Below are 18264 nucleotides of genomic sequence, written 5' to 3' on the forward strand. Positions count from 1 at the left end.
TGATCGAGCGGGCGCGCGCCTTCATCGACGCCCACCCCGAGTCGGCGCAGCCGTGGGACGTCAAGGGCTACAAGATCCCGGGCGGTACGCCGTCCAACCCGCGCTTCGCCGCCAACCTGCCCGCCTTCCCCGCCAACCTCATGAAGCAGACCGGCGGCGCCCCCTACCCCGCCCCGCGCAGCATCCTGGCCGCCGCCGTCGAGGGCTCACAGGTCGACTTCGAGACCGCGCAGATCATCGAGGCGAGGTACTTCACCGAACTGGTCACCGGGCAGACCGCCAAGAACATGATCCAGGCGTTCTTCTTCGACCTCCAGGCGGTCAACTCGGGCGCCAGCCGCCCCCAGGGCGTCGAGAAGCGCCCGGTGCGCAAGGTCGCCGTGCTCGGCGCAGGGATGATGGGCGCGGGCATCGCGTACTCCTGCGCCCGCGCCGGCATCGACGTGGTCCTCAAGGACGTCAGTGCCGAGGCGGCGGCCAAGGGCAAGGCGTACTCCGAGAAGGTGCTGGCCAAGGCGGTCGCCCGGGGCCGTACGACCGAGGCCGGCCGGGACGCGCTGCTGGCCAGGATCACACCGACCGGCGACGTGGCGGACCTCGCGGGCTGTGACGCCGTGATCGAGGCGGTCTTCGAGGACACGGCGCTCAAGCACCGGGTGTTCCAGGAGACCCAGGACGTCGTCGACCCCGACGCGCTCCTGTGCTCCAACACCTCGACGCTGCCCATCACCGCCCTCGCCGACGGCGTCACCCGGCCCGCCGACTTCATCGGCCTGCACTTCTTCTCACCCGTCGACAAGATGCCGCTCGTGGAGATCATCAAGGGCGAGAAGACCGGCGACGAAGCGCTCGCGCGCGCCTTCGACCTGGTGCGGCAGATCAAGAAGACACCCATCGTCGTCAACGACTCCCGCGGGTTCTTCACCTCGCGCGTCATCGGTCGGTTCATCAACGAGGGCGTCGCGATGGTCGCCGAGGGCGTCGAGCCCGCCTCCGTCGAACAGGCGGCGGCCCAGGCCGGCTACCCCGCCAAGGTTCTCTCCCTGATGGACGAGCTGACCCTCACCCTGCCGCGCAGGATCCGCGACGAGACGCGGCGTGCGGTCGAGGAGGCGGGCGGCACCTGGACCCCGCACCCGGCGGACGCGGTCATCGACCGGATGGTGGACGAGTTCGGCCGCCCGGGGCGCGCCGGCGGCGCCGGTTTCTACGACTACGCCGAGGACGGCAGCCGCACCGGACTCTGGCCGGGCCTGCGCGAGCACTTCACCAAGCCGGACACCGACGTGCCGTTCACCGACCTGAAGGAGCGCATGCTCTTCTCGGAGGCACTGGACTCCGTGCGCTGCCTGGACGAGAACGTCCTGACGACGGTCGCCGACGCCAACATCGGGTCCGTCATGGGCATCGGATTCCCGCCGTGGACGGGCGGGGTGCTCCAGTACATCAACGGGTACGAGGGCGGCCTGCCCGGTTTCGTCGCGCGGGCGCGCGAGCTGGCCCGGACGTACGGGGAGCGGTTCGAGCCGCCCGCGTCGCTGGTGGCGAAGGCCGAGCGCGGCGAGACGTACCACGACGGCTGACCGCCGGTTTCCGGGCGCGGGCCGCTTCACCCGTCCGTGAACGCGGCCCGCAGCTCCTCCTTCAGTGACCGCTGGAACGCGGTGACCAGCGCCTGTACGACCATCGGCTGCATATGGGCCGACAGCGACTTCATCGCCGCGACGTCGTACGGATGGCCCACCTCGTCCCGGAAGAGCCGCGACAGCGCCTGCGCGGCCGAGCGGGTGTGCTCCAGCAGGACGGTGCGGGCCGCGAGGATCGTCTCGTGCGAGATCGGCACGTCCAGCAGCTCGACGCCCAGGCGCAGCAGCCCCGGATCGACCCGGTAGTCGCCGGGGGAGCCGGCCGCGTCCGCGCGGGCCAGGACGCCCATCGCCACGAGCCGGTCGATGTCCTCGTCGGACAGCGCCCGCCCCGCGCGCCGCTCCAGCTCGGCCCGCGTCGCGTCCTGCACCGAGTCCGGCGCCCAGGTCGCCACCAGGGCCCGGTGGATCGCCAGGTCGTGCGCACTGAGGCCGGGCGGCAGCTGCTCCAGATAGCGCTCGATCGCCGCGAGGGTCATCCCCTGGTGCTGGAGCTCCTCGATGAGCGCGAGCCGTGAGAGATGGTCCTGCCCGTAGTGCCCGACGCGGCGCGGCCCGATCACCGGCGCCGGCAGCAGGCCGCGCGTGCTGTAGAAGCGGATGGTGCGCACGGTGACCCCGGCGCGGGCGGCCAGCTCGTCGACGGTGAGCGTCGGCTCCTGCCCGGTCCCGGCCTCTGTGTCCATACCGACAGTATTGCTGTCTCACCACCACTGCGAAAGACGGGCGAGGACCGCGAGCACCCGCCGGCGCCCGTCAGGCGCCGGCTCAGTCCCGCCCGGCTGCCGAGGCGACGACCGGATAGTGGTCGGAGAGGTTGGTGTACGTGTACGACGTGCCCCAACTCGACACCGTCCACGGCGCGCTCTCCTCCTTCACCACCTCGTTCGTCCAGCCGCCGGGCTTCGCGTGGCCCGCGCGGTGCAGGACGTGGTCGAGATCCTCGCGCGGATCGTCCGGGTAGCGCTCGGACGCGATCGAGTTGTCCGTGGTGTCGAAGGAGTACGGGTGACCGGTCCGCGCGTCCGCGTCGGCCAGGCCCCCGTCGGCGAGCATCGACGCGTACTCCGCGCCGTGCGAGTCGACGTTGAAGTCCCCGGCCACCAGGACCTGTTCGGACGCGGGAATGTTCTTGGCGTCCAGGAACGCGTCGATCGCCCTGAACTGACTGCTCCGCACCTCGGCCGCCTCGCCCGCCGCGCAGCCCGGATCGGTCGACTGCGTGTGGGTGCCGACCAGATGGACCTTGCTGCCGCCGACGTCCAACTGTGTGTAGACGAAGCCCTTGTTGGAGAACCAGTCGCCGCCGCACGCGTCCTGGAACACGTACTGCTCCTTGCGGACGATGGGCCACTTGCTGAGCACGGCGACGCCACCGTCCTCCGGGGTGAGCGCGGAGTACGACCCGCCCGTCGCGTCCCAGCCGCTCTTGCTGCGGCCCAGCACCGGCGTCTGGTACGGGTACTGGGCGGCCGAGTTCCGCTGGAGCGCGTCCGACGAGGAGTTGTCGAAGGCCTCCTGCACGACGACCACGTCGTTGCCACCGTAGAACGGGGCCGCCGGGATCGCCGCGGCCCGGTGGTCCTGACCCCAGTTGGGATACAGGAGCTTGCTGAACAGGAACGTGTTGTACGTCAGCACCTTCAACGCGGGTGTGTCGGCGGCCTGTCGGGGCGACGCCGAGGCGCCGGGCGCGGTCGCGGCGAGTGTCGCGAGGGCGAGCGCGCCGGACAGCACGACGGCGGGGACGCGGCGGAGCACGGGGTGCGGCACGGGGACTCCCGGATCGGTGGGGGCGGAGCGGCGCCGTTCATCAAACCAGGCGTAGTTACTTCCCGGTAGCCTCCGGGCGACGTGAATCCGTACAGCACACGGCCACCAGGCGCGGCGGGACGCGGCGCGGTGAAGCATCGGGGGAAACGCCCGAACGCGCCCGCCACCCGTGGGGTACTGTGACCCCGACCTACGCAGAGCCCGTACCGAGACCCAGGAGGTGGGACCCATTACCGCAGTGTCAGGCCGGGTGCTCCCCTCCCGCGGCCGCGCGGTCCGACCGACAGGCTGAGACCGCCGGAGCGCCCGTACGCGCCCCGAAAGGTTTCCATGTCGGCAACACTCTCCTCCCCGTTCTCCTCCGCACTGCCCTCCCTCCCCGCCGTCGTCACCGCGCTGCGCGCCGCCGGCTGCGTCTTCGCCGAGGACGAGGCGCGCCTCCTGGTCTCCGCCGCCCGGACCCCCGCCGACCTCACCGGGATGGTGGGCCGTCGCGCCGCCGGACTGCCCCTGGAGCACGTCGTCGGCTGGGCCGAGTTCTACGGCCTGCGGATCGCCGTCGACGCCGGGGTCTTCGTCCCCAGGCGCCGGACCGAGTTCCTCGTACGGCAGGCGGCGGCCCTGGCCCACCAGACAACCGCCGGGCGCCCCGCCGTCGTCGTCGACCTGTGCTGCGGCTCCGGCGCGCTCGGAGCCGCGCTCCTCGCGACGGCGCACGGCCCCGTCGAGCTGTACGCCTCCGACATCGACCCGTCGGCCGTCGCGTGCGCCCGCCGCAACATCGGCCCGGGCGGCACGGTCCTCGAAGGGGACCTCTTCGACGCCCTGTCGGACGACCTTCGGAGCCGTATCGACATCCTTCTCGCCAACGTGCCCTACGTACCGACGGAGGAGGTCGGCCTCCTGCCGTCCGAGGCGCGCGACCACGAACCGCTGGTGGCCCTCGACGGCGGCGCCGACGGCCTCGACGTCCTGCGGCGCGTCACGGCCGAGGCGTCCCACTGGCTGGCCCCCGGCGGTCATCTGCTGTTCGAGACCAGCGAACACCAGGCACCGGGCGCCGTCACCACGGTGAGGGCCGACGGTCTCGCCCCACGGGTCGTGACCTCCGAGGAGTGGGACGCCACGGTCGTCGTCGCCCAGCTCAGGGGCGCCCGCCTCGGATCCGTCGCCCTCACCCCGGACCCACGCGGCCGATGACCCACGTGCGACACCGGCGCCGCCTCGCCGCCGTTCCGTCAAGACTCGAACGCATGGCGGCGCCGTCCGACCTCAACTGCTGTCTGTGTCCGCTCTATTGACACTCAGGTTTCAGAAGTTTTACGTTCCTTTACATCTGAGAGCGCTCTCGGACCCACTTTCCCCCCATGACTTCGAGGTGCCGTCACATGCCCACCTCCCGCTCCAGACGACCGGCCTCGGTGCTGGTTCTGGTCACCGCCATGGCCGCCGTAGGGCTGGGCCCCGCCGCCGGTCCCGCCGCGGCGGCGAACGTACCCGTCGGCTCCGGCAGTTACTCCGACACCCGCCCCGCCGGGACGTCCGGTCCCACCAACAACGTCGGCGCCCCCGTCACGCCCAAGCTGACCGAGGCGGCCAAGGACCGGCCGGTGCCCACCAACGACTGGTGGACATCGGTCGCCTATCAGCGGTACGGCGACAACCCGTACTCCACCCCGATGTACGGCCACCCCCTCACCTACCAGGCCACCGCCGGCGGACTGGAGGTCGGCTATCCCACGACCCCCGCCATCGTGGGCGACGGACGGCAGTACGAGTACGCGCACAAGGCCGATCTCACCCTCGGTCTGGCCGGGCTCAACTCCCCGGACACCAAGGCGGACGACTGGTCCGACTGGACGGTCACGCCCTACTGGTCCGACGGCACCCGCACCCTGCGGACCACCATCGGCCACGGCATGCCCTACGTGTACGCCAAGGGCTCCGGCGGCGACGCCAGCATCACCACCGCGTCTGCGCCCACCGTCTTCTCCGACGACGGCAACGTCCTCGGCATCACCGTCGCCGGACACCACTACGCGCTCTTCGCGCCGACCGGCAGCGACTGGTCGGTCTCCGGCTCCACCATCACGGCCGGACTCGGCGGCAAGGACTACTTCTCGCTCGCGCTCCTGCCGTCCGAGGACGCGCTCGCGACGTACGCCAAGTACGCCTTCAGCTTCGTCACCGGCTCCACGACCAGCTGGAACGCCGAGGGCGGCGACGTCGGGGCGACGTACACCCTCACCACCGAGCCGCAGGAAGGCACCGAGAAGGGCACACTCCAGGCCCTCTACCGCCACCAGTGGCTCAACACGACCGACCCGCTCACCGCGTACACCTATGTGTCACCGCGCGGCACGATGAAGGTGCGCGAGTCCACCTCCTTCACCACCAGCCAGCGGGCGTCCGGTGTGCTGCCCGCGCTGCCGGAGTCGAACGGGGTCGACGCGGCCACGCTCAAGGCGCAGTTGGACGACGTGGTGAACGCCGGTGACCCGTTCTCGGGCGCGACCGACACCTACTGGACGGGCAAGGCCCTCGGCCGGCTCGCCCAACTCGCCCCGATCGCCGACCAGATCGGCGAGACCGCGACCCGCGACAAGATCGTCGACCTGCTCAAGGGCCGCCTTGAGGAGTGGTTCACGGCGGGCGGCGCCAGTGAGTTCAGCTACGACGACGACTGGAAGACGCTGACCGGTTACCCCGCGTCGTACGGCAGCGACACCGAACTCAACGACCACCACTTCCACTACAGCTACTACGTGTACGCGGCGGCGATCGTCGCCCAGTACGACCAGGCGTGGGCCGCCGAGTCCGCCTGGGGCGGCATGGTCGAGACCCTGGTACGCGACGCGGCCAACCCGAGCCGTACGGACAGCGACTTCCCGTTCCTGCGCGGCTTCGACGTGTACGCGGGCCACAGCTGGGCCTCCGGACACCAGGGCTTCGCCGCGGGCAACAACCAGGAGTCGTCGTCGGAGTCGATCAACCTCAGCGCGGGACTGGTCCTGTGGGGTTCGGCGACCGGCAACGACGAGCTGCGTGACCTCGGTTCGTATCTGCTGGCCACCGAGTCCGAGGCGATCGGCCAGTACTGGTTCGACGCCGACCAGGAGGTCTTCCCGGCGGACTTCGCACGCGGCACGGTCGGCATGGTGTGGGGCAGCGGCGGCGCGTACTCCACCTGGTGGACCGCCAACCCCGAGGAGATCCACGGCATCAACGTCCTTCCCGTGACCGGGGGTTCACTCCACCTGGGCCGTGAGAAGGAGGCCATCGGCCGCAACATCGCCGAGATGGAGCAGCAGAACGGCGGCCCCGCCGTCGAATGGCGCGACATCCTCTGGGAGTTCGAGGCGATCTCCGACCCGGCGAAGGCGAAGGCCAAGTGGGACGCCGGTCAGGCGGCCCTGTCCCCGGAGGCGGGCGAGTCCAAGGCGCACGTCAACCACTGGATCAACACCCTCGACGCGGTCGGCGCCCCCGACCCGGCCGTCACCGGGTCGATCCCGACCTCCGCCGTCTTCACCAAGGGCGGGGTGAGCACGTACGCGGCGCACAACTTCGCGTCGACGGAGCGGACGGTCACGTTCTCGGACGGTACGACGCTCACGGTGCCCGCACGCTCCTCGGCGAGCACCACGGGCTGATCCCACCGCACGAGCGCGGCTGACCATCACCCCCCACCCGCGGCGGGTCCCCGGCCTGATCGGAACGGCACTCCTCAGGCCGAGGCCCGCCGCACCAGCGTGGTCGGCGTGATCACGGACGCCGGCGCCCGCGCCTCCTCGCTGTCCTTGTCGAGCCCCCGCAGCAGCAGCCGCGCCATCAACCGCCCCTGCCCCTCCACATCCTGGCGGATCGTGGTCAGCGGCGGGTCGGTGTCCTCGGCGACGGACACCATGTCGTCGAAACCGACCAGCGCCACCTCGTCGGGCACCGACACCCCGCGCTCGCGCAGCACCCGCAGCGCACCGGACGCCATCAGGTCGTTGGCCGCGAACACCGCGTCCAGGTCGGGGCGCCGGTCCAGGAGTTCCCGCATCGCCCGCGCACCGCTCTCCACCGTGAACTCGCCCTCGGCGATCAGCGCCGGATCGGCGTCCAGCAGCACATCGCGGTAGCCGTCGAGCCGGTCGGTGGACGACGTCTGGTCGGCCGGGCCCGCGATGTGCGCGATGCGCGCGCGCCCGAGGTCTCGCAGATACTGCACGGCCGCCCGCGCGCCGCCGCGATTGTCCGCGTCCACGTACGGCACCCCCTGGTCGCTCGGCGCCGACGTCCAGCTCGGCCGGCCGCCGTACACCGTCGGCGTCCCCGACCGGCGGATGATTCCCGGCAGCGGGTCGTCGATGTGCAGCGAGAACGCGAGCGCGCCGTCGACATGGCCGCCCGCCAGATACCGGGCGATCCGCCCGAAGTCGCCGGGACCTTCGAGCAGGAGCAGCACCAACTGCGTGTCGTGGGCGGTGAGTTCCTTGCTGATGCCGCGTATCTGCTGCGAGAAGAACGGATCCGAGAAGATCCGGATCTCCGGCTCCGCGATGATCACGGCGACCGCGCCGGTGCGCCGGGTGACCAGGGTGCGGGCCGCGTGGTTCGGGACGTACCCCAGCTCCTCGACGGCCCTGAGCACCTTGTCGACCAGCGGCTGCCGCACCCCGGCGCCCCCGTTGACCACCCGGGACGCGGTGGCCCGGGAGACGCCCGCGCGCGCCGCGACGGCTTCCAAGGTGGGCCGGGAACCAGGCGACTGATCGGGCAAGACGGGCGCTCCTCGTGGTTGCGGATGCCCGTACGGGCTGCCGGGACCGGTACAGGGTATCCGTTGCCCCCGCCACGCAGAGAGCGCTCCCAAGCACTCGTGCACGCGCCTCAGCAGGGACGGCGCGTATCTCCCGACATACGGCTGATCGCGGACAGCCCTCTGTCGCACCGTTGTTCACCGGAGTACGTTTCCGCCCCATGGAATTCCGTTCACGGGGCATGTGTCCCTCGGACCGCCCCGCCGAGCATCGGAGACCGCACCAGATGACGTCCCGGATTCGTACGCTCGCCCTGACGGTGGCCACCGCCGCCCTTGTCGTCCCCCTCACCGCACTGCCGTCGTCGGCCCTCCCCTCGACCACGGCCGGCGACTTTGCCCAGACTCCGCCGCGTACCGGCTTCGAGGAGAGCGACGGCGCCGAGTGGACCACCCTCGCGCAGGAGCAGCAATTCCTCGCCGCGGTCGACCGCGGCGGTGACCGGGTCGCCGTCAGCACCCTGGGCACCACCAAGCAGGGCCGCCCCCTCAACCTCGTCGAGCTGGGCAACAAGCGGTCGGTGACCAGCCTCCTGCTGATCTGCAGTCAGCACGGCGACGAGCCGTCGGGCCGTGAGGCCTGCCTCACCACCGTCCGCGACCTGGCCTATCCCAAGGACCGCGCGACGAAGCGCTTCCTGGACCGTACGAGCGTCCTGGTCGTCCCGACCGCCAACCCCGACGGCCGGGCCGCCGACACGCGGGGCAACTCGGACGGCGTCGACATCAACCGCGACCACATCGCGCTCAAGACCGCCGAGGGCCGCGTCATGGCCGCCCTCACCCGGGACCGCGAGCCCGACGTCATCTACGACCTGCACGAGTACGGGGCCACCCCGCCGTACTACGACAAGGACCTCTTCGACCTCTGGCCGCGCAACCTCAACACCGCCTCCCGCGTGCACAAGGAGGCGCAGACCCTCTCGGAGGCGTACGTACGCCCCGCGGCCCGCGCCGGAGACCACTCCATCGGCACGTACGGCATCTGGACCGACCCCGTCACCGGCGACCCGATCAAGCAGACCGCCGGCGACGGCCAGGAGCGCATCCTGCGCAACGCCTCCGGGGTCAAGCACTCCGTCAGCCTGCTCATCGAGAGCCGTGTCGATCCCATGTCGGAGGCCGAGCAGAACGATCCCGCGCTGAACAACCGGCGCCGCGTCGACAGCCAACTCGACTCCCTGAAAGGCCTGTTCGGCTACGCGGACGAGCGCCGCGTACAGCTCTCCGCCGCCACCGCCCTCTCCCGCGCGGCCGGACTGCTCGACCGCGGCCCCGTCTATCTCGGCGGCGCCGACAACGAGCCCGCGAGCCCCGAGGACACCGTCGATAACCCGCCCTGCGGCTACCGGCTCGACGCCGCCCAGTACGCGGATGTGAAGGACGAACTGGCGCTGCACGGCGTGAAGGCCCTGCCCGCGCGCGGTGACGGCGCGTTCGTGCCGCTGCGTCAGTCCCAGCGCAACCTGGTCCCGCTCCTTCTCGACGGACGCGCCACCTACCACCTCACCGTTGGACATCCGGTAGAGGCTTGTTGATAGAAAGAGACCCACGTCACATGTGTTAAGGCGTAACGGAGCGCCGACGCATGCTCCGTGAAACCCCGAAAGGTGTTGCCCGTGTCGCAGGACGCTCAGAAACCGGGAGCCGAAGGAGGCCCGCCGCCGGTCACGACGGCCGGGCCCGGTCATCCCCAGGACTCCCAACGCCCCCAGACCGACCGGGTGGTGTTCGGCGTCACGGCCGTCCTCACACTCGCCTTCGTGGTCTGGGGGGTGGCCGGCACCGACTCGCTGGAGAGTGCGTCGAACTCCATGCTCTCCGGCCTGATCCACAACGGTGGCTGGGCCTTCGTCCTGGTGGCGTCGGGGTTCGTGGTCTTCGCGCTCTGGCTGGCGATCAGCCGCTACGGGAAGATCACACTCGGTGAGGAAGGTGAGAAGCCCGAGTTCAGGACCGTGTCCTGGGTCGCGATGATGTTCAGCGCCGGCATGGGCATCGGTCTGATGTTCTTCGGCGTGAACGAACCGCTCACCTTCTTCACCGAGCCGCCCCCCGGCACCAACCCCCCGGACGCGGCGGCGGCCACCGAGACCGCCATGGCCACCACGCTGTTCCACTGGACCCTGCACCCCTGGGCCATCTACGCCGTGGTCGGGCTCGCCATCGCGTACAGCACCTTCCGGCGCAAGCGGCGCCAGACGATCAGCGCGGTCTTCGTGCCGCTCATCGGCGAGAAGAACGCGTACGGCGCCCCCGGCCGCGTCATCGACATCCTCGCGATCTTCGCGACGCTCTTCGGCTCGGCCGCCTCGCTCGGCCTCGGCGCCCTCCAGATCGGCAGCGGATTCACCGAGCTGAACTGGCGGGACAACGTCAGCACCGCACTGCTCGTCGTCATCATCGCCGTCCTGACCCTGGCGTTCGTGGCCTCGGCGGTCTCCGGTGTCGAGAAGGGCATCCAGTGGCTGTCCAACACCAACATGGTGCTGGCGCTGTTCCTGGCCCTGTTCGTCTTCATCCTCGGCCCGACCGTCTTCATCCTCGACCTGCTGCCCACGTCGATCGCGGCCTACTTCGGCGACCTCGCCGAACTCGCCGGCCGCACCGAGGCCAGCAGCGGCCGGGGCGTCGCCGAATGGCTCGGCAGCTGGACGGTCTTCTACTGGGCCTGGTGGATCTCCTGGACGCCCTTCGTCGGCATGTTCATCGCCCGCATCAGCCGGGGCCGGACGATCCGTCAGTTCGTCGGCGGCGTCATCCTCGTACCGAGCACCGTGAGCCTGATCTGGTTCGCCATCTTCGGCGGATCGGCCATCAGGCTCCAGCGGCGCGAGGGTGACCTCAGCAACGAGGCGACGGCCGAGGGCCAGCTGTTCCAGCTGCTCCAGGACTTCCCGATCGCCACCGTCACCAGCGTGCTGGTGATGATCCTCGTCGGCATCTTCTTCGTCTCCGGCGCCGACGCCGCGTCCATCGTGATGGGCACGCTCTCGCAGAAGGGGCACTTCGAACCCAACAAGTACGTGATCGTCTTCTGGGGTGTGGTGACCGGCGCCGTCGCGGCGGTGATGCTGCTCGTCGGCGACGGCCAGGGCGACGCGCTGCAAGGGCTCCAGAACATGACGATCCTCGTCGCCGCGCCCTTCGCGCTCGTGATGATCGGCATGTGCGTGGCCCTGGTGCGCGACCTGCGCCACGACCCGCTGATCATCCGTGGCGAACGGGGCGTCGAGGTCGTCGAGTCGGCGGTCATCGCCGGACACGAGCAGTACGACGGGGACTTCGAGATCCGGATCGGCCCGACGCCCGACGACGAGCCGACCGGCAGCACCCCGGAGACCCCGGCCCCACGCTGAGCCGTCCGGTCCGTCTCCCGGAGGCCGCCCGGCGGGTTCACCCCGCCAGCCGGGCGGCCTCCTCCGCGCAGCCCCAGGCCACGGTGACGCCCGCGCCGCCGTGGCCGTAGTTGTGCACCAGCCGTGCGCCGCCCGGCAGTTGGACGGCCTCGATCCGTACACCTGGCCGCGCGGGACGCAGCCCCACCCGGTGGGCGAGCACCCGCGCGCCGAGCACCGCCGGACGCAGCGCGGCGCACCGCTCGACGATGTCGGCGGCCGTCGCCGGGTCGGGGCGCGGATCCCACGCGTGCTCCTCGGCGGTTCCGCCGAGTATCAGCCCGAACGGCTGCGGGAAGAGGTACGACGTACCGGCCGCGCCCTCGCCCGAGGCCACCAGCCACTCCTCGATCCCCGGGTTCTCCACGATCACGAGCTGTCCGCGCACCGGATGGACCGACGCGTCCGGCACCAGCTCGCGGGCGCCGAGCCCCGAGCAGTTGACCACGACGGATGCCTCCGCCGCCGCCTCGGCCAGAGCGCCGACCGTACGCCGCTCCACACTGCCGCCGGCCGCGCGCAGCCGCCGCTCCAGATAACGCAGATGCGCCGGCATGTCGACCAGCGGCACCCGGCCGCGCAACCCCTGGCCGGCCCCGGCGGGCAGCTCATCCGCCCGCGCCTCCCGCAGCTCGGGCAGCTCCCGCGACCAACTCCCCAGCCCGGCGAGCACGGTGCCGGTCAGCACGCCCGCCACCATGCGTACGCCGGTCGCCGCCGGATCCCGGGCCAGCGCCACGTACTCGCGCAACGACCGCAGGGACCAGACGTCGACCAGCCCGGCGGGCTCGATGCGGTACGGCCAGAACAGCGCGCCCGCCACCGCCGACGTGGTCCCCTCGGCGGGGTCCCGCGACCACACGCGCACGCGCCGCTCCCGCCGCCCCTGCTCGGCGAGTACGACGGCGGTCGTCAGTCCGACGACCCCGCCGCCGATCACGATCACGGTGTCACTCATGCCGGGACGGTAGCGAACGCGCAATTCGTTGGACACCCCGCGCGCGACGGGCGAGACTCGACCCGCGTACCACGTACCGACGATGGCCCCGGCGAGCCGCGAATCGCCGTACGACACATGCGAATCGAATCCCGGAGGCCGTCGGCCTCGCGCCGATGACGGCGATCCGCCCCCGCACCCCCGGCGAACTGCGCCGCAACCGCCGCCCGCGCTCCCACTCCTGCTGGGACCATCTGTACGCGGCGCCGCTGTGGCCCCTGCACGGCGCCAACCTCGGCACCCTCGCCCGCACCTGCGACGCGGTCGGCGCGTGCCTGGTGCTCCCGCGCTTCTCATGGGTCCCGGAGGCGCTCGCACGCGGCAACACACTGCGCAGACCCGTGTGCGTCCACTGGACCGGCGATCCGGCGGGCTGGCTCGGCGGACAGCGCGAGCGCGGCGCGGACGTGGTCGGGGTGGAGCTCGCCGACGAGGCGGTACGCCTGGCGGACCTGCCCGCGGCCCGCCGCCGCACGGTGATGGTGCTCGGCCACGAGCAGCACGGGATCCCGCCCGAAGCCCTCGACCTGCTGGACACCTGCGTGGAGATCCCCATGATCGGCACCGGCGCCAGCCTCAACGTCGCCGTGGCCGGCAGCCTGGCCCTCTACAAACTGGCGGGCCTGCTCTGACCACGAGGGGCGCGTGCGGCTGCCCCCGCACCCTGCCCCGCTCTCCGTCCCCGCCCGAATCGCTAGAATCGACGGTCTGATGACTGCCACTCTCGTCGCCAAGAATCTCGCCGCAGGACATGGCGACCGCTCACTCTTCACGGAGCTCGACCTCGTCGTCGCGCCCGGCGACGTGATCGGTCTCGTCGGGGTCAACGGGGCCGGGAAGTCGACCCTGCTCCGACTGCTCGCCGGGCTCGACACACCCGAGGACGGGGCGCTGAGCCTGTCCCCGCCGAGCGCGACCGTGGGCCACCTCCCGCAGGAGCCCGAGCGCCACCCCGGTGAATCCGTACGTGACTTCCTCGCCCGCCGTACGGGCGTCGCCGACGCCCAGACCGCCCTCGACGCGGCCACCCAGGCCCTGGTCGACGGCGCGCCCGGCGCGGACGACGCGTACGCCGCGGGGCTGGAGCGCTGGCTCGGCCTCGGCGGCGCCGACCTCGACGAGCGCGCCGATGAGGTGGCCGCGTCCCTCGGGCTGACCGTCGGCCTCGACCAGCCCATGACCGCGCTCTCCGGCGGCGAGGCGGCGCGCGCGGGCCTCGCGTCCCTGCTGCTGTCCCGCTACGACATCTTCCTCCTGGACGAGCCGACGAACGACCTCGATCTCGACGGACTCGAACGCCTCGAATCCTTCGTCACGGGCCTGCGCGCGGGCACGGTCCTCGTCAGCCACGACCGCGAGTTCCTCACCCGCACCGTCACCAAGGTCCTCGAACTGGACCTGATCCAGCAGCAGGTCAACCTCTTCGGCGGCGGTTACGCGGCGTATCTCGAAGAGCGCGAGCGGGCCAGGCAGCACGCCCGTGAGGAGTACGACGAGTACGCGGACAAGCGCTCGGCCCTCCAGGGGCGGGCGCAGACGCAGCGTTCCTGGATGGACAAGGGCGTCAAGAACGCGCGACGCAAGGCGACGGACAACGACAAGATCGGCCGCAAGTTCCGCTCCGAGGCGAGCGAGAAGCAGGCCGCGAAGGCCCGCCAGACCCAGCGCCTGATCGAACGCCTGGACGCCGAGGCCGTCGACGAGCCCCGCAAGGAGTGGGAACTCCAGATGCGGATCGCGTCGGCCCCGCGCTCCGGCTCGGTCGTCGCGACGCTGAACGGCGCGGAGGTCCGGCGCGGCGACTTCCACTTCGGACCCGCCTCGCTCCAGATCGACTGGGCGGACCGGGTCGCGATCACCGGCGCGAACGGCGCGGGCAAGTCCACCCTGCTGGCGCTCCTCCTCGGCCGGCTGTCCCCCGACACGGGCGCGGCCTCGCTCGGCTCGGGCGTGGTGGTCGGCGAGGTCGACCAGGCCCGCGCGCTGTTCTACGGCACGGAGACGCTGCTGGACGCGTTCTGCGCGGCGGTCCCGGACACGGAGCCGGTCGAAGTCCGCACCCTGCTGGCCAAGTTCGGCCTCAAGGCGGCCCACGTTCTGCGCCCGGCAACCACCCTCTCCCCGGGCGAACGCACCCGCGCGGCCCTGGCCCTGCTCCAGGGCCGGGGAGTGAACCTCCTGGTCCTGGACGAGCCGACGAACCACCTGGACCTGGCGGCGATCGAACAACTGGAGTCGGCGCTCGACTCGTACGAGGGCACGCTGCTGCTGGTCACCCACGACCGCCGCATGCTGGAATCGGTCCGCACGACCCGCCGCGTCGAGATCGCGGCGGGCAAGGTCACGGAGATCTGACGGCGGGAGCGCCGCCGCCTGTCCCGCCCTGTGAGGCGCCGTGGCGGGCCCGTGCCCGGCAGGGGCACGGGCCCGCCACCGGGCTCACTTCCCGAGGCCCGCCCTCCGCAGGGCGTCCGCCATCGCGCTGTTCGCCGGGGCCGGGGCCGACTTCGGCTGGCGCTTCGCGGCCGAGCGGTCGCCGCCGGCGGGGCCGCGGCCCTTGCCGCCCCGCCGTTGCTGCGGAGCGCGCTCGTCGGTACCGGACGCGCCCGCGGGCGGCTGCTCCTCGTCGTCCAGGCGCAGCGTCAGCGAGATCCGCTTCCTCGGGATGTCGACCTCCCGCACCTTCACCCGCACCACGTCGCCCGGCTTCACGACATCACGCGGGTCCTTCACGAACGTCCTCGACATCGCCGACACATGCACCAGTCCGTCCTGGTGCACCCCGACATCCACGAACGCCCCGAACGCCGCCACGTTCGTGACCACGCCCTCCAGCACCATCCCGGTGGTGAGGTCGCCGATCTTCTCCACGCCGTCCTTGAACGTCGCCGTCTTGAACGCCGGCCGCGGGTCCCGCCCCGGCTTCTCCAGCTCACGCAGGATGTCCGTGACCGTCGGCAGACCGAACGCGTCGCTGACGAAGTCGGCGGGCCGCAGCGAGCGCACCGCCGCCGCGTTGCCCATCAGCGCCGCGACCTCGCCGCCCGTCGTCTTGACCATCGCGCGCACCACCGGGTACGCCTCCGGGTGGACGGACGACGCGTCCAGCGGATCGTCACCGTCCCGGATCCGCAGGAAGCCGGCGCACTGCTCGTACGCCTTCGGCCCCAGCCGCGCCACGTCCTTCAGCGCCCGCCGTGAGCGGAACGGGCCGTTGGAGTCCCGGTGCGCCACGATGTTCTCGGCGAGACCGGCGCCGATGCCGGACACCCGCGAAAGCAGTGGCGCGGAGGCGGTGTTGACGTCGACGCCGACGCCGTTCACACAGTCCTCCACGACCGCGTCGAGCGAGCGCGAGAGCTTCACCTCCGAGAGGTCGTGCTGGTACTGGCCGACGCCGATCGACTTGGGGTCGATCTTGACCAGTTCGGCGAGCGGGTCCTGGAGACGCCGCGCGATCGAGACGGCGCCGCGGATCGACACGTCGAGGTCGGGCAGCTCCTGGGAGGCGAACGCGGAGGCGGAGTACACGGAGGCGCCCGCCTCCGAGACCATCACCTTCGTGAGCTTCAACTCCGGGTGCTTCGCGATTAGTTCACCCGCCAGCTTGTCCGTCTCGCGGGACGCCGTCCCGTTGCCGATGGCGATCAGGTCCACGGAGTGCTCGGCGCAGAGCCGCGCGAGCTTGGCCAGCGACTCGTCCCACTTGTTCGCCGGGACGTGCGGATAGATCGTGTCGATGCCCACGACCTTGCCCGTCGCGTCCACGACGGCGACCTTGACCCCCGTACGGAACCCCGGGTCGAGCCCGAGCGTGGCGCGCGTCCCCGCGGGCGCGGCCAGCAGCAGGTCGCGCAGGTTCGACGCGAAGACCCGTACCGCCTCGTCCTCGGCGGCCGTACGCAGCCGCAGCCGCAGGTCGATGCCGAGGTGCACGAGGATCCGGGTGCGCCAGGCCCAACGGACCGTGTCACCGAGCCACTTGTCGCCCGGTCGGCCACGGTCCGCGACGCCGAAACGGCGCGCGACCATGTTCTCGTACGCGCTCGGCCCCGGCAGCGCGTCGGCGTCCGCGGCCTCCGGTTCCAGGCTGAGGTCCAGGACCTCTTCCTTCTCGCCCCGGAAGAGCGCGAGCATGCGGTGCGAGGGCAGCGCGGTGAAGGCTTCGGCGAAGTCGAAGTAGTCCGCGAACTTGGCGGCGGGCCCCTCCGTCGCGTTGCCCTTGCCCTCGCGGACCTTCGCCGTGAGCCGGCCGCGCGTCCACATGCGCTCCCGGAGCTCGCCGATCAGGTCGGCGTCCTCGGAGAAGCGCTCGGTGAGGATGGCGCGGGCGCCGTCCAGCGCGGCGGCGGCGTCCGCGACACCCTTGTCGGTGTCGACGAACGCCGCCGCGGCCGTCAGGGGGTCCACCGACGGATTGTTCAGCAGGCCGTCGGCGAGCGGTTCGAGCCCGGCCTCACGGGCGATCTGCGCCTTCGTACGCCGCTTGGGCTTGAACGGCAGATAGATGTCCTCAAGCCGCGACTTGGTGTCGGCGGCCCGGATCTGCGCCTCAAGGGCCTCGTCCAGCTTGCCCTGTTCGCGTACGGACTCCAGGATCGCCGTCCGGCGCTCCTCCAGTTCGCGCAGGTAGCGCAACCGTTCCTCGAGCGTGCGCAACTGCGCGTCGTCGAGCATCTCGGTCGCTTCCTTGCGGTAGCGAGCGATGAACGGCACGGTCGATCCGCCGTCCAGCAGCTCGACGGCCGCCTTCACCTGCCGCTCGCGTACGCCGAGTTCCCCGGCGATCCTGCCTTCGATGGACGTCGTCACGTTCTCCCCGACTCGGCTCTCGTGCTGGCTGTGCGTGTGCCTGCATTGTGCCGGGTGGCCGGGCGCCGTGTCGCGCGCCCTCTCGGAGAGGGGGTGTGGTGCACGCGACCGGGTCAGGCGCGGCGCGGGCGACCGCCACCACGGGTGCCGCGCGAGGCGCCGCCGAACAGCTTGGCGACGAGCCGGAACGGCAGGGTGACCACCGTGGCGACGGCGCCACCGACGGCGCGAAGTGCATCTGCGATGGCACGCATGACGAAACCTCCTGATAGATGTGCGGATCCACCTTTCCGACCCGCACACTCCGGGTTGCCGTTCAGCGCGCCCGCAAACGTCAGCCCTTCCCGATGAGGTCCTCCGGGAAGGCTCCCGCACCGGCCGCCGCCAGCAGGAATCCGCGCCCCAACTCGGTGAGCCGCTCCACCCCGTCGGCGCCCAGATGCTCGTACGGCGCGGAGTCCAGCCGGTCCGTGTGCTCCTCCAGCTCGGCGCGGAGCGCGGTCCCGGCCCCGGTCAGCTCGCCCGCGTCGTCCAGCAGCCCGCGCTCCCGCAGCCGCCCGGCGGCGGCGTCCCAGTCCGTACGGGCCCAGCCCCGCGTACGGAGCACCCAGCGCGGCGACATGCCCTTGCCGGTGGCCGTGTGGCTGACGAGCGCCTCGACCGGGTCGAGCCCGGCGGACAGCAGCGCGGCGAGATGGCCGTCGCCGCGGTGTTCGCGCAGCAGCGTCGACGCGTGCCAGTACGCGAGGTGCGGCTGCTCGGGAACCGGCAGATCAGCGTGCGCGGCGTACAGCGGCCGGGCGTGTCGCGTGCACGCCTCGGCCGCTGTAC

At 71.6% G+C, this 18264-nt stretch carries 14 protein-coding genes; 7 read left to right on the forward strand and 7 right to left on the reverse strand.

Annotated elements, in window-relative coordinates; genetic code table 11:
- Positions 1–1583, forward strand: a 1583-nt coding sequence (locus tag BHU15_RS20685) for a 3-hydroxyacyl-CoA dehydrogenase family protein (protein ID WP_069628561.1), incomplete at its 5' end; no start/stop codon positions are given.
- A gap of 26 nt (positions 1584–1609) precedes the next feature.
- Here BHU15_RS20685 and BHU15_RS20690 read toward each other — a convergent pair.
- Positions 1610–2332 (reverse strand): MerR family transcriptional regulator, encoded by a 723-nt coding sequence (locus BHU15_RS20690; RefSeq protein WP_069628562.1) that lies wholly within the window; start codon positions 2330–2332, stop codon positions 1610–1612.
- Positions 2333–2414: 82 nt separating this feature from the next.
- Entirely contained in the window at positions 2415–3419 is a 1005-nt protein-coding gene (gene sph, locus BHU15_RS20695; RefSeq protein WP_069628563.1) for a sphingomyelin phosphodiesterase, read from the reverse strand.
- A 330-nt stretch (positions 3420–3749) separates the two neighbouring features.
- On the opposite strand from sph, the gene BHU15_RS20700 reads away from it, so the two are divergent.
- Positions 3750–4619: a putative protein N(5)-glutamine methyltransferase gene (locus BHU15_RS20700; protein WP_069628564.1), complete on the forward strand. Its 870-nt coding sequence runs from the start codon at positions 3750–3752 to the stop codon at positions 4617–4619.
- Between the two features lie 188 nt (positions 4620–4807).
- The gene (locus BHU15_RS20705; protein ID WP_247748722.1) at positions 4808–7072 is read left to right on the forward strand and encodes a glycosyl hydrolase; all 2265 of its coding nucleotides are present in this window, start codon (positions 4808–4810) and stop codon (positions 7070–7072) included.
- Positions 7073–7146: 74 nt separating this feature from the next.
- Here BHU15_RS20705 and BHU15_RS20710 read toward each other — a convergent pair whose 3' ends face one another.
- The gene (locus BHU15_RS20710; protein ID WP_069628565.1) at positions 7147–8187 is read right to left on the reverse strand and encodes a LacI family DNA-binding transcriptional regulator; all 1041 of its coding nucleotides are present in this window, start codon (positions 8185–8187) and stop codon (positions 7147–7149) included.
- Positions 8188–8453: 266 nt separating this feature from the next.
- Between BHU15_RS20710 and BHU15_RS20715 the strand changes: the two genes are divergently transcribed.
- On the forward strand, positions 8454–9764 hold the full coding sequence (locus BHU15_RS20715) for a M14 family metallopeptidase (protein WP_069628566.1): 1311 nt from the start codon (positions 8454–8456) through the stop codon (positions 9762–9764).
- An 81-nt stretch (positions 9765–9845) separates the two neighbouring features.
- Positions 9846–11585, forward strand: a complete 1740-nt coding sequence (locus BHU15_RS20720) for a BCCT family transporter (protein WP_079128268.1) — start codon at positions 9846–9848, stop codon at positions 11583–11585.
- A 37-nt stretch (positions 11586–11622) separates the two neighbouring features.
- Here BHU15_RS20720 and BHU15_RS20725 read toward each other — a convergent pair whose 3' ends face one another.
- Complete coding sequence (locus BHU15_RS20725; protein ID WP_069628568.1) at positions 11623–12582, reverse strand: FAD-dependent oxidoreductase; 960 nt, start codon at positions 12580–12582, stop codon at positions 11623–11625.
- 155 nt (positions 12583–12737) lie between these two features.
- On the opposite strand from BHU15_RS20725, the gene BHU15_RS20730 reads away from it, so the two are divergent.
- Positions 12738–13253: a TrmH family RNA methyltransferase gene (locus tag BHU15_RS20730; protein ID WP_107422889.1), complete on the forward strand. Its 516-nt coding sequence runs from the start codon at positions 12738–12740 to the stop codon at positions 13251–13253.
- 79 nt (positions 13254–13332) lie between these two features.
- Positions 13333–14976 carry an ABC-F family ATP-binding cassette domain-containing protein gene (locus BHU15_RS20735; protein ID WP_069628569.1) on the forward strand — a complete coding sequence of 548 codons (1644 nt, stop codon included), beginning with the start codon at positions 13333–13335 and terminating at the stop codon, positions 14974–14976.
- An 84-nt stretch (positions 14977–15060) separates the two neighbouring features.
- On the opposite strand, the gene BHU15_RS20740 is transcribed toward BHU15_RS20735, so the two are convergent.
- From BHU15_RS20740 to BHU15_RS20745, 3 genes are all read right to left on the reverse strand, one after another.
- Positions 15061–17433 carry a Tex family protein gene (locus BHU15_RS20740; RefSeq protein WP_069628570.1) on the reverse strand — a complete coding sequence of 791 codons (2373 nt, stop codon included), beginning with the start codon at positions 17431–17433 and terminating at the stop codon, positions 15061–15063.
- 113 nt (positions 17434–17546) lie between these two features.
- Entirely contained in the window at positions 17547–17687 is a 141-nt protein-coding gene (locus BHU15_RS40190; RefSeq protein ID WP_167756200.1) for an LPFR motif small protein, read from the reverse strand.
- A gap of 80 nt (positions 17688–17767) precedes the next feature.
- Positions 17768–18264 (reverse strand): SCO6745 family protein (locus BHU15_RS20745; RefSeq protein ID WP_438284972.1); only part of this gene is annotated, 497 nt, incomplete at its 5' end.

Origin of the sequence: Streptomyces niveus, from assembly GCF_001723055.1 — a bacterium.
GTDB lineage: Bacteria > Actinomycetota > Actinomycetes > Streptomycetales > Streptomycetaceae > Streptomyces > Streptomyces niveus.

Bases quoted from the DNA above. Each gene is read 5' to 3' on its own strand.
- BHU15_RS20690 (WP_069628562.1), bottom strand. From the start codon at position 2,332: ATGGACACAGAGGCCGGGACCGGGCAGGAGCCGACGCTCACCGTCGAC.
- BHU15_RS20700 (WP_069628564.1), top strand. From the start codon at position 3,750: ATGTCGGCAACACTCTCCTCCCCGTTCTCCTCCGCACTGCCCTCCCTC.
- BHU15_RS20705 (WP_247748722.1), top strand. From the start codon at position 4,808: ATGCCCACCTCCCGCTCCAGACGACCGGCCTCGGTGCTGGTTCTGGTC.
- BHU15_RS20715 (WP_069628566.1), top strand. From the start codon at position 8,454: ATGACGTCCCGGATTCGTACGCTCGCCCTGACGGTGGCCACCGCCGCC.
- BHU15_RS20725 (WP_069628568.1), bottom strand. From the start codon at position 12,582: ATGAGTGACACCGTGATCGTGATCGGCGGCGGGGTCGTCGGACTGACG.
- BHU15_RS20730 (WP_107422889.1), top strand. From the start codon at position 12,738: ATGACGGCGATCCGCCCCCGCACCCCCGGCGAACTGCGCCGCAACCGC.
- BHU15_RS20735 (WP_069628569.1), top strand. From the start codon at position 13,333: ATGACTGCCACTCTCGTCGCCAAGAATCTCGCCGCAGGACATGGCGAC.
- BHU15_RS40190 (WP_167756200.1), bottom strand. From the start codon at position 17,687: ATGCGTGCCATCGCAGATGCACTTCGCGCCGTCGGTGGCGCCGTCGCC.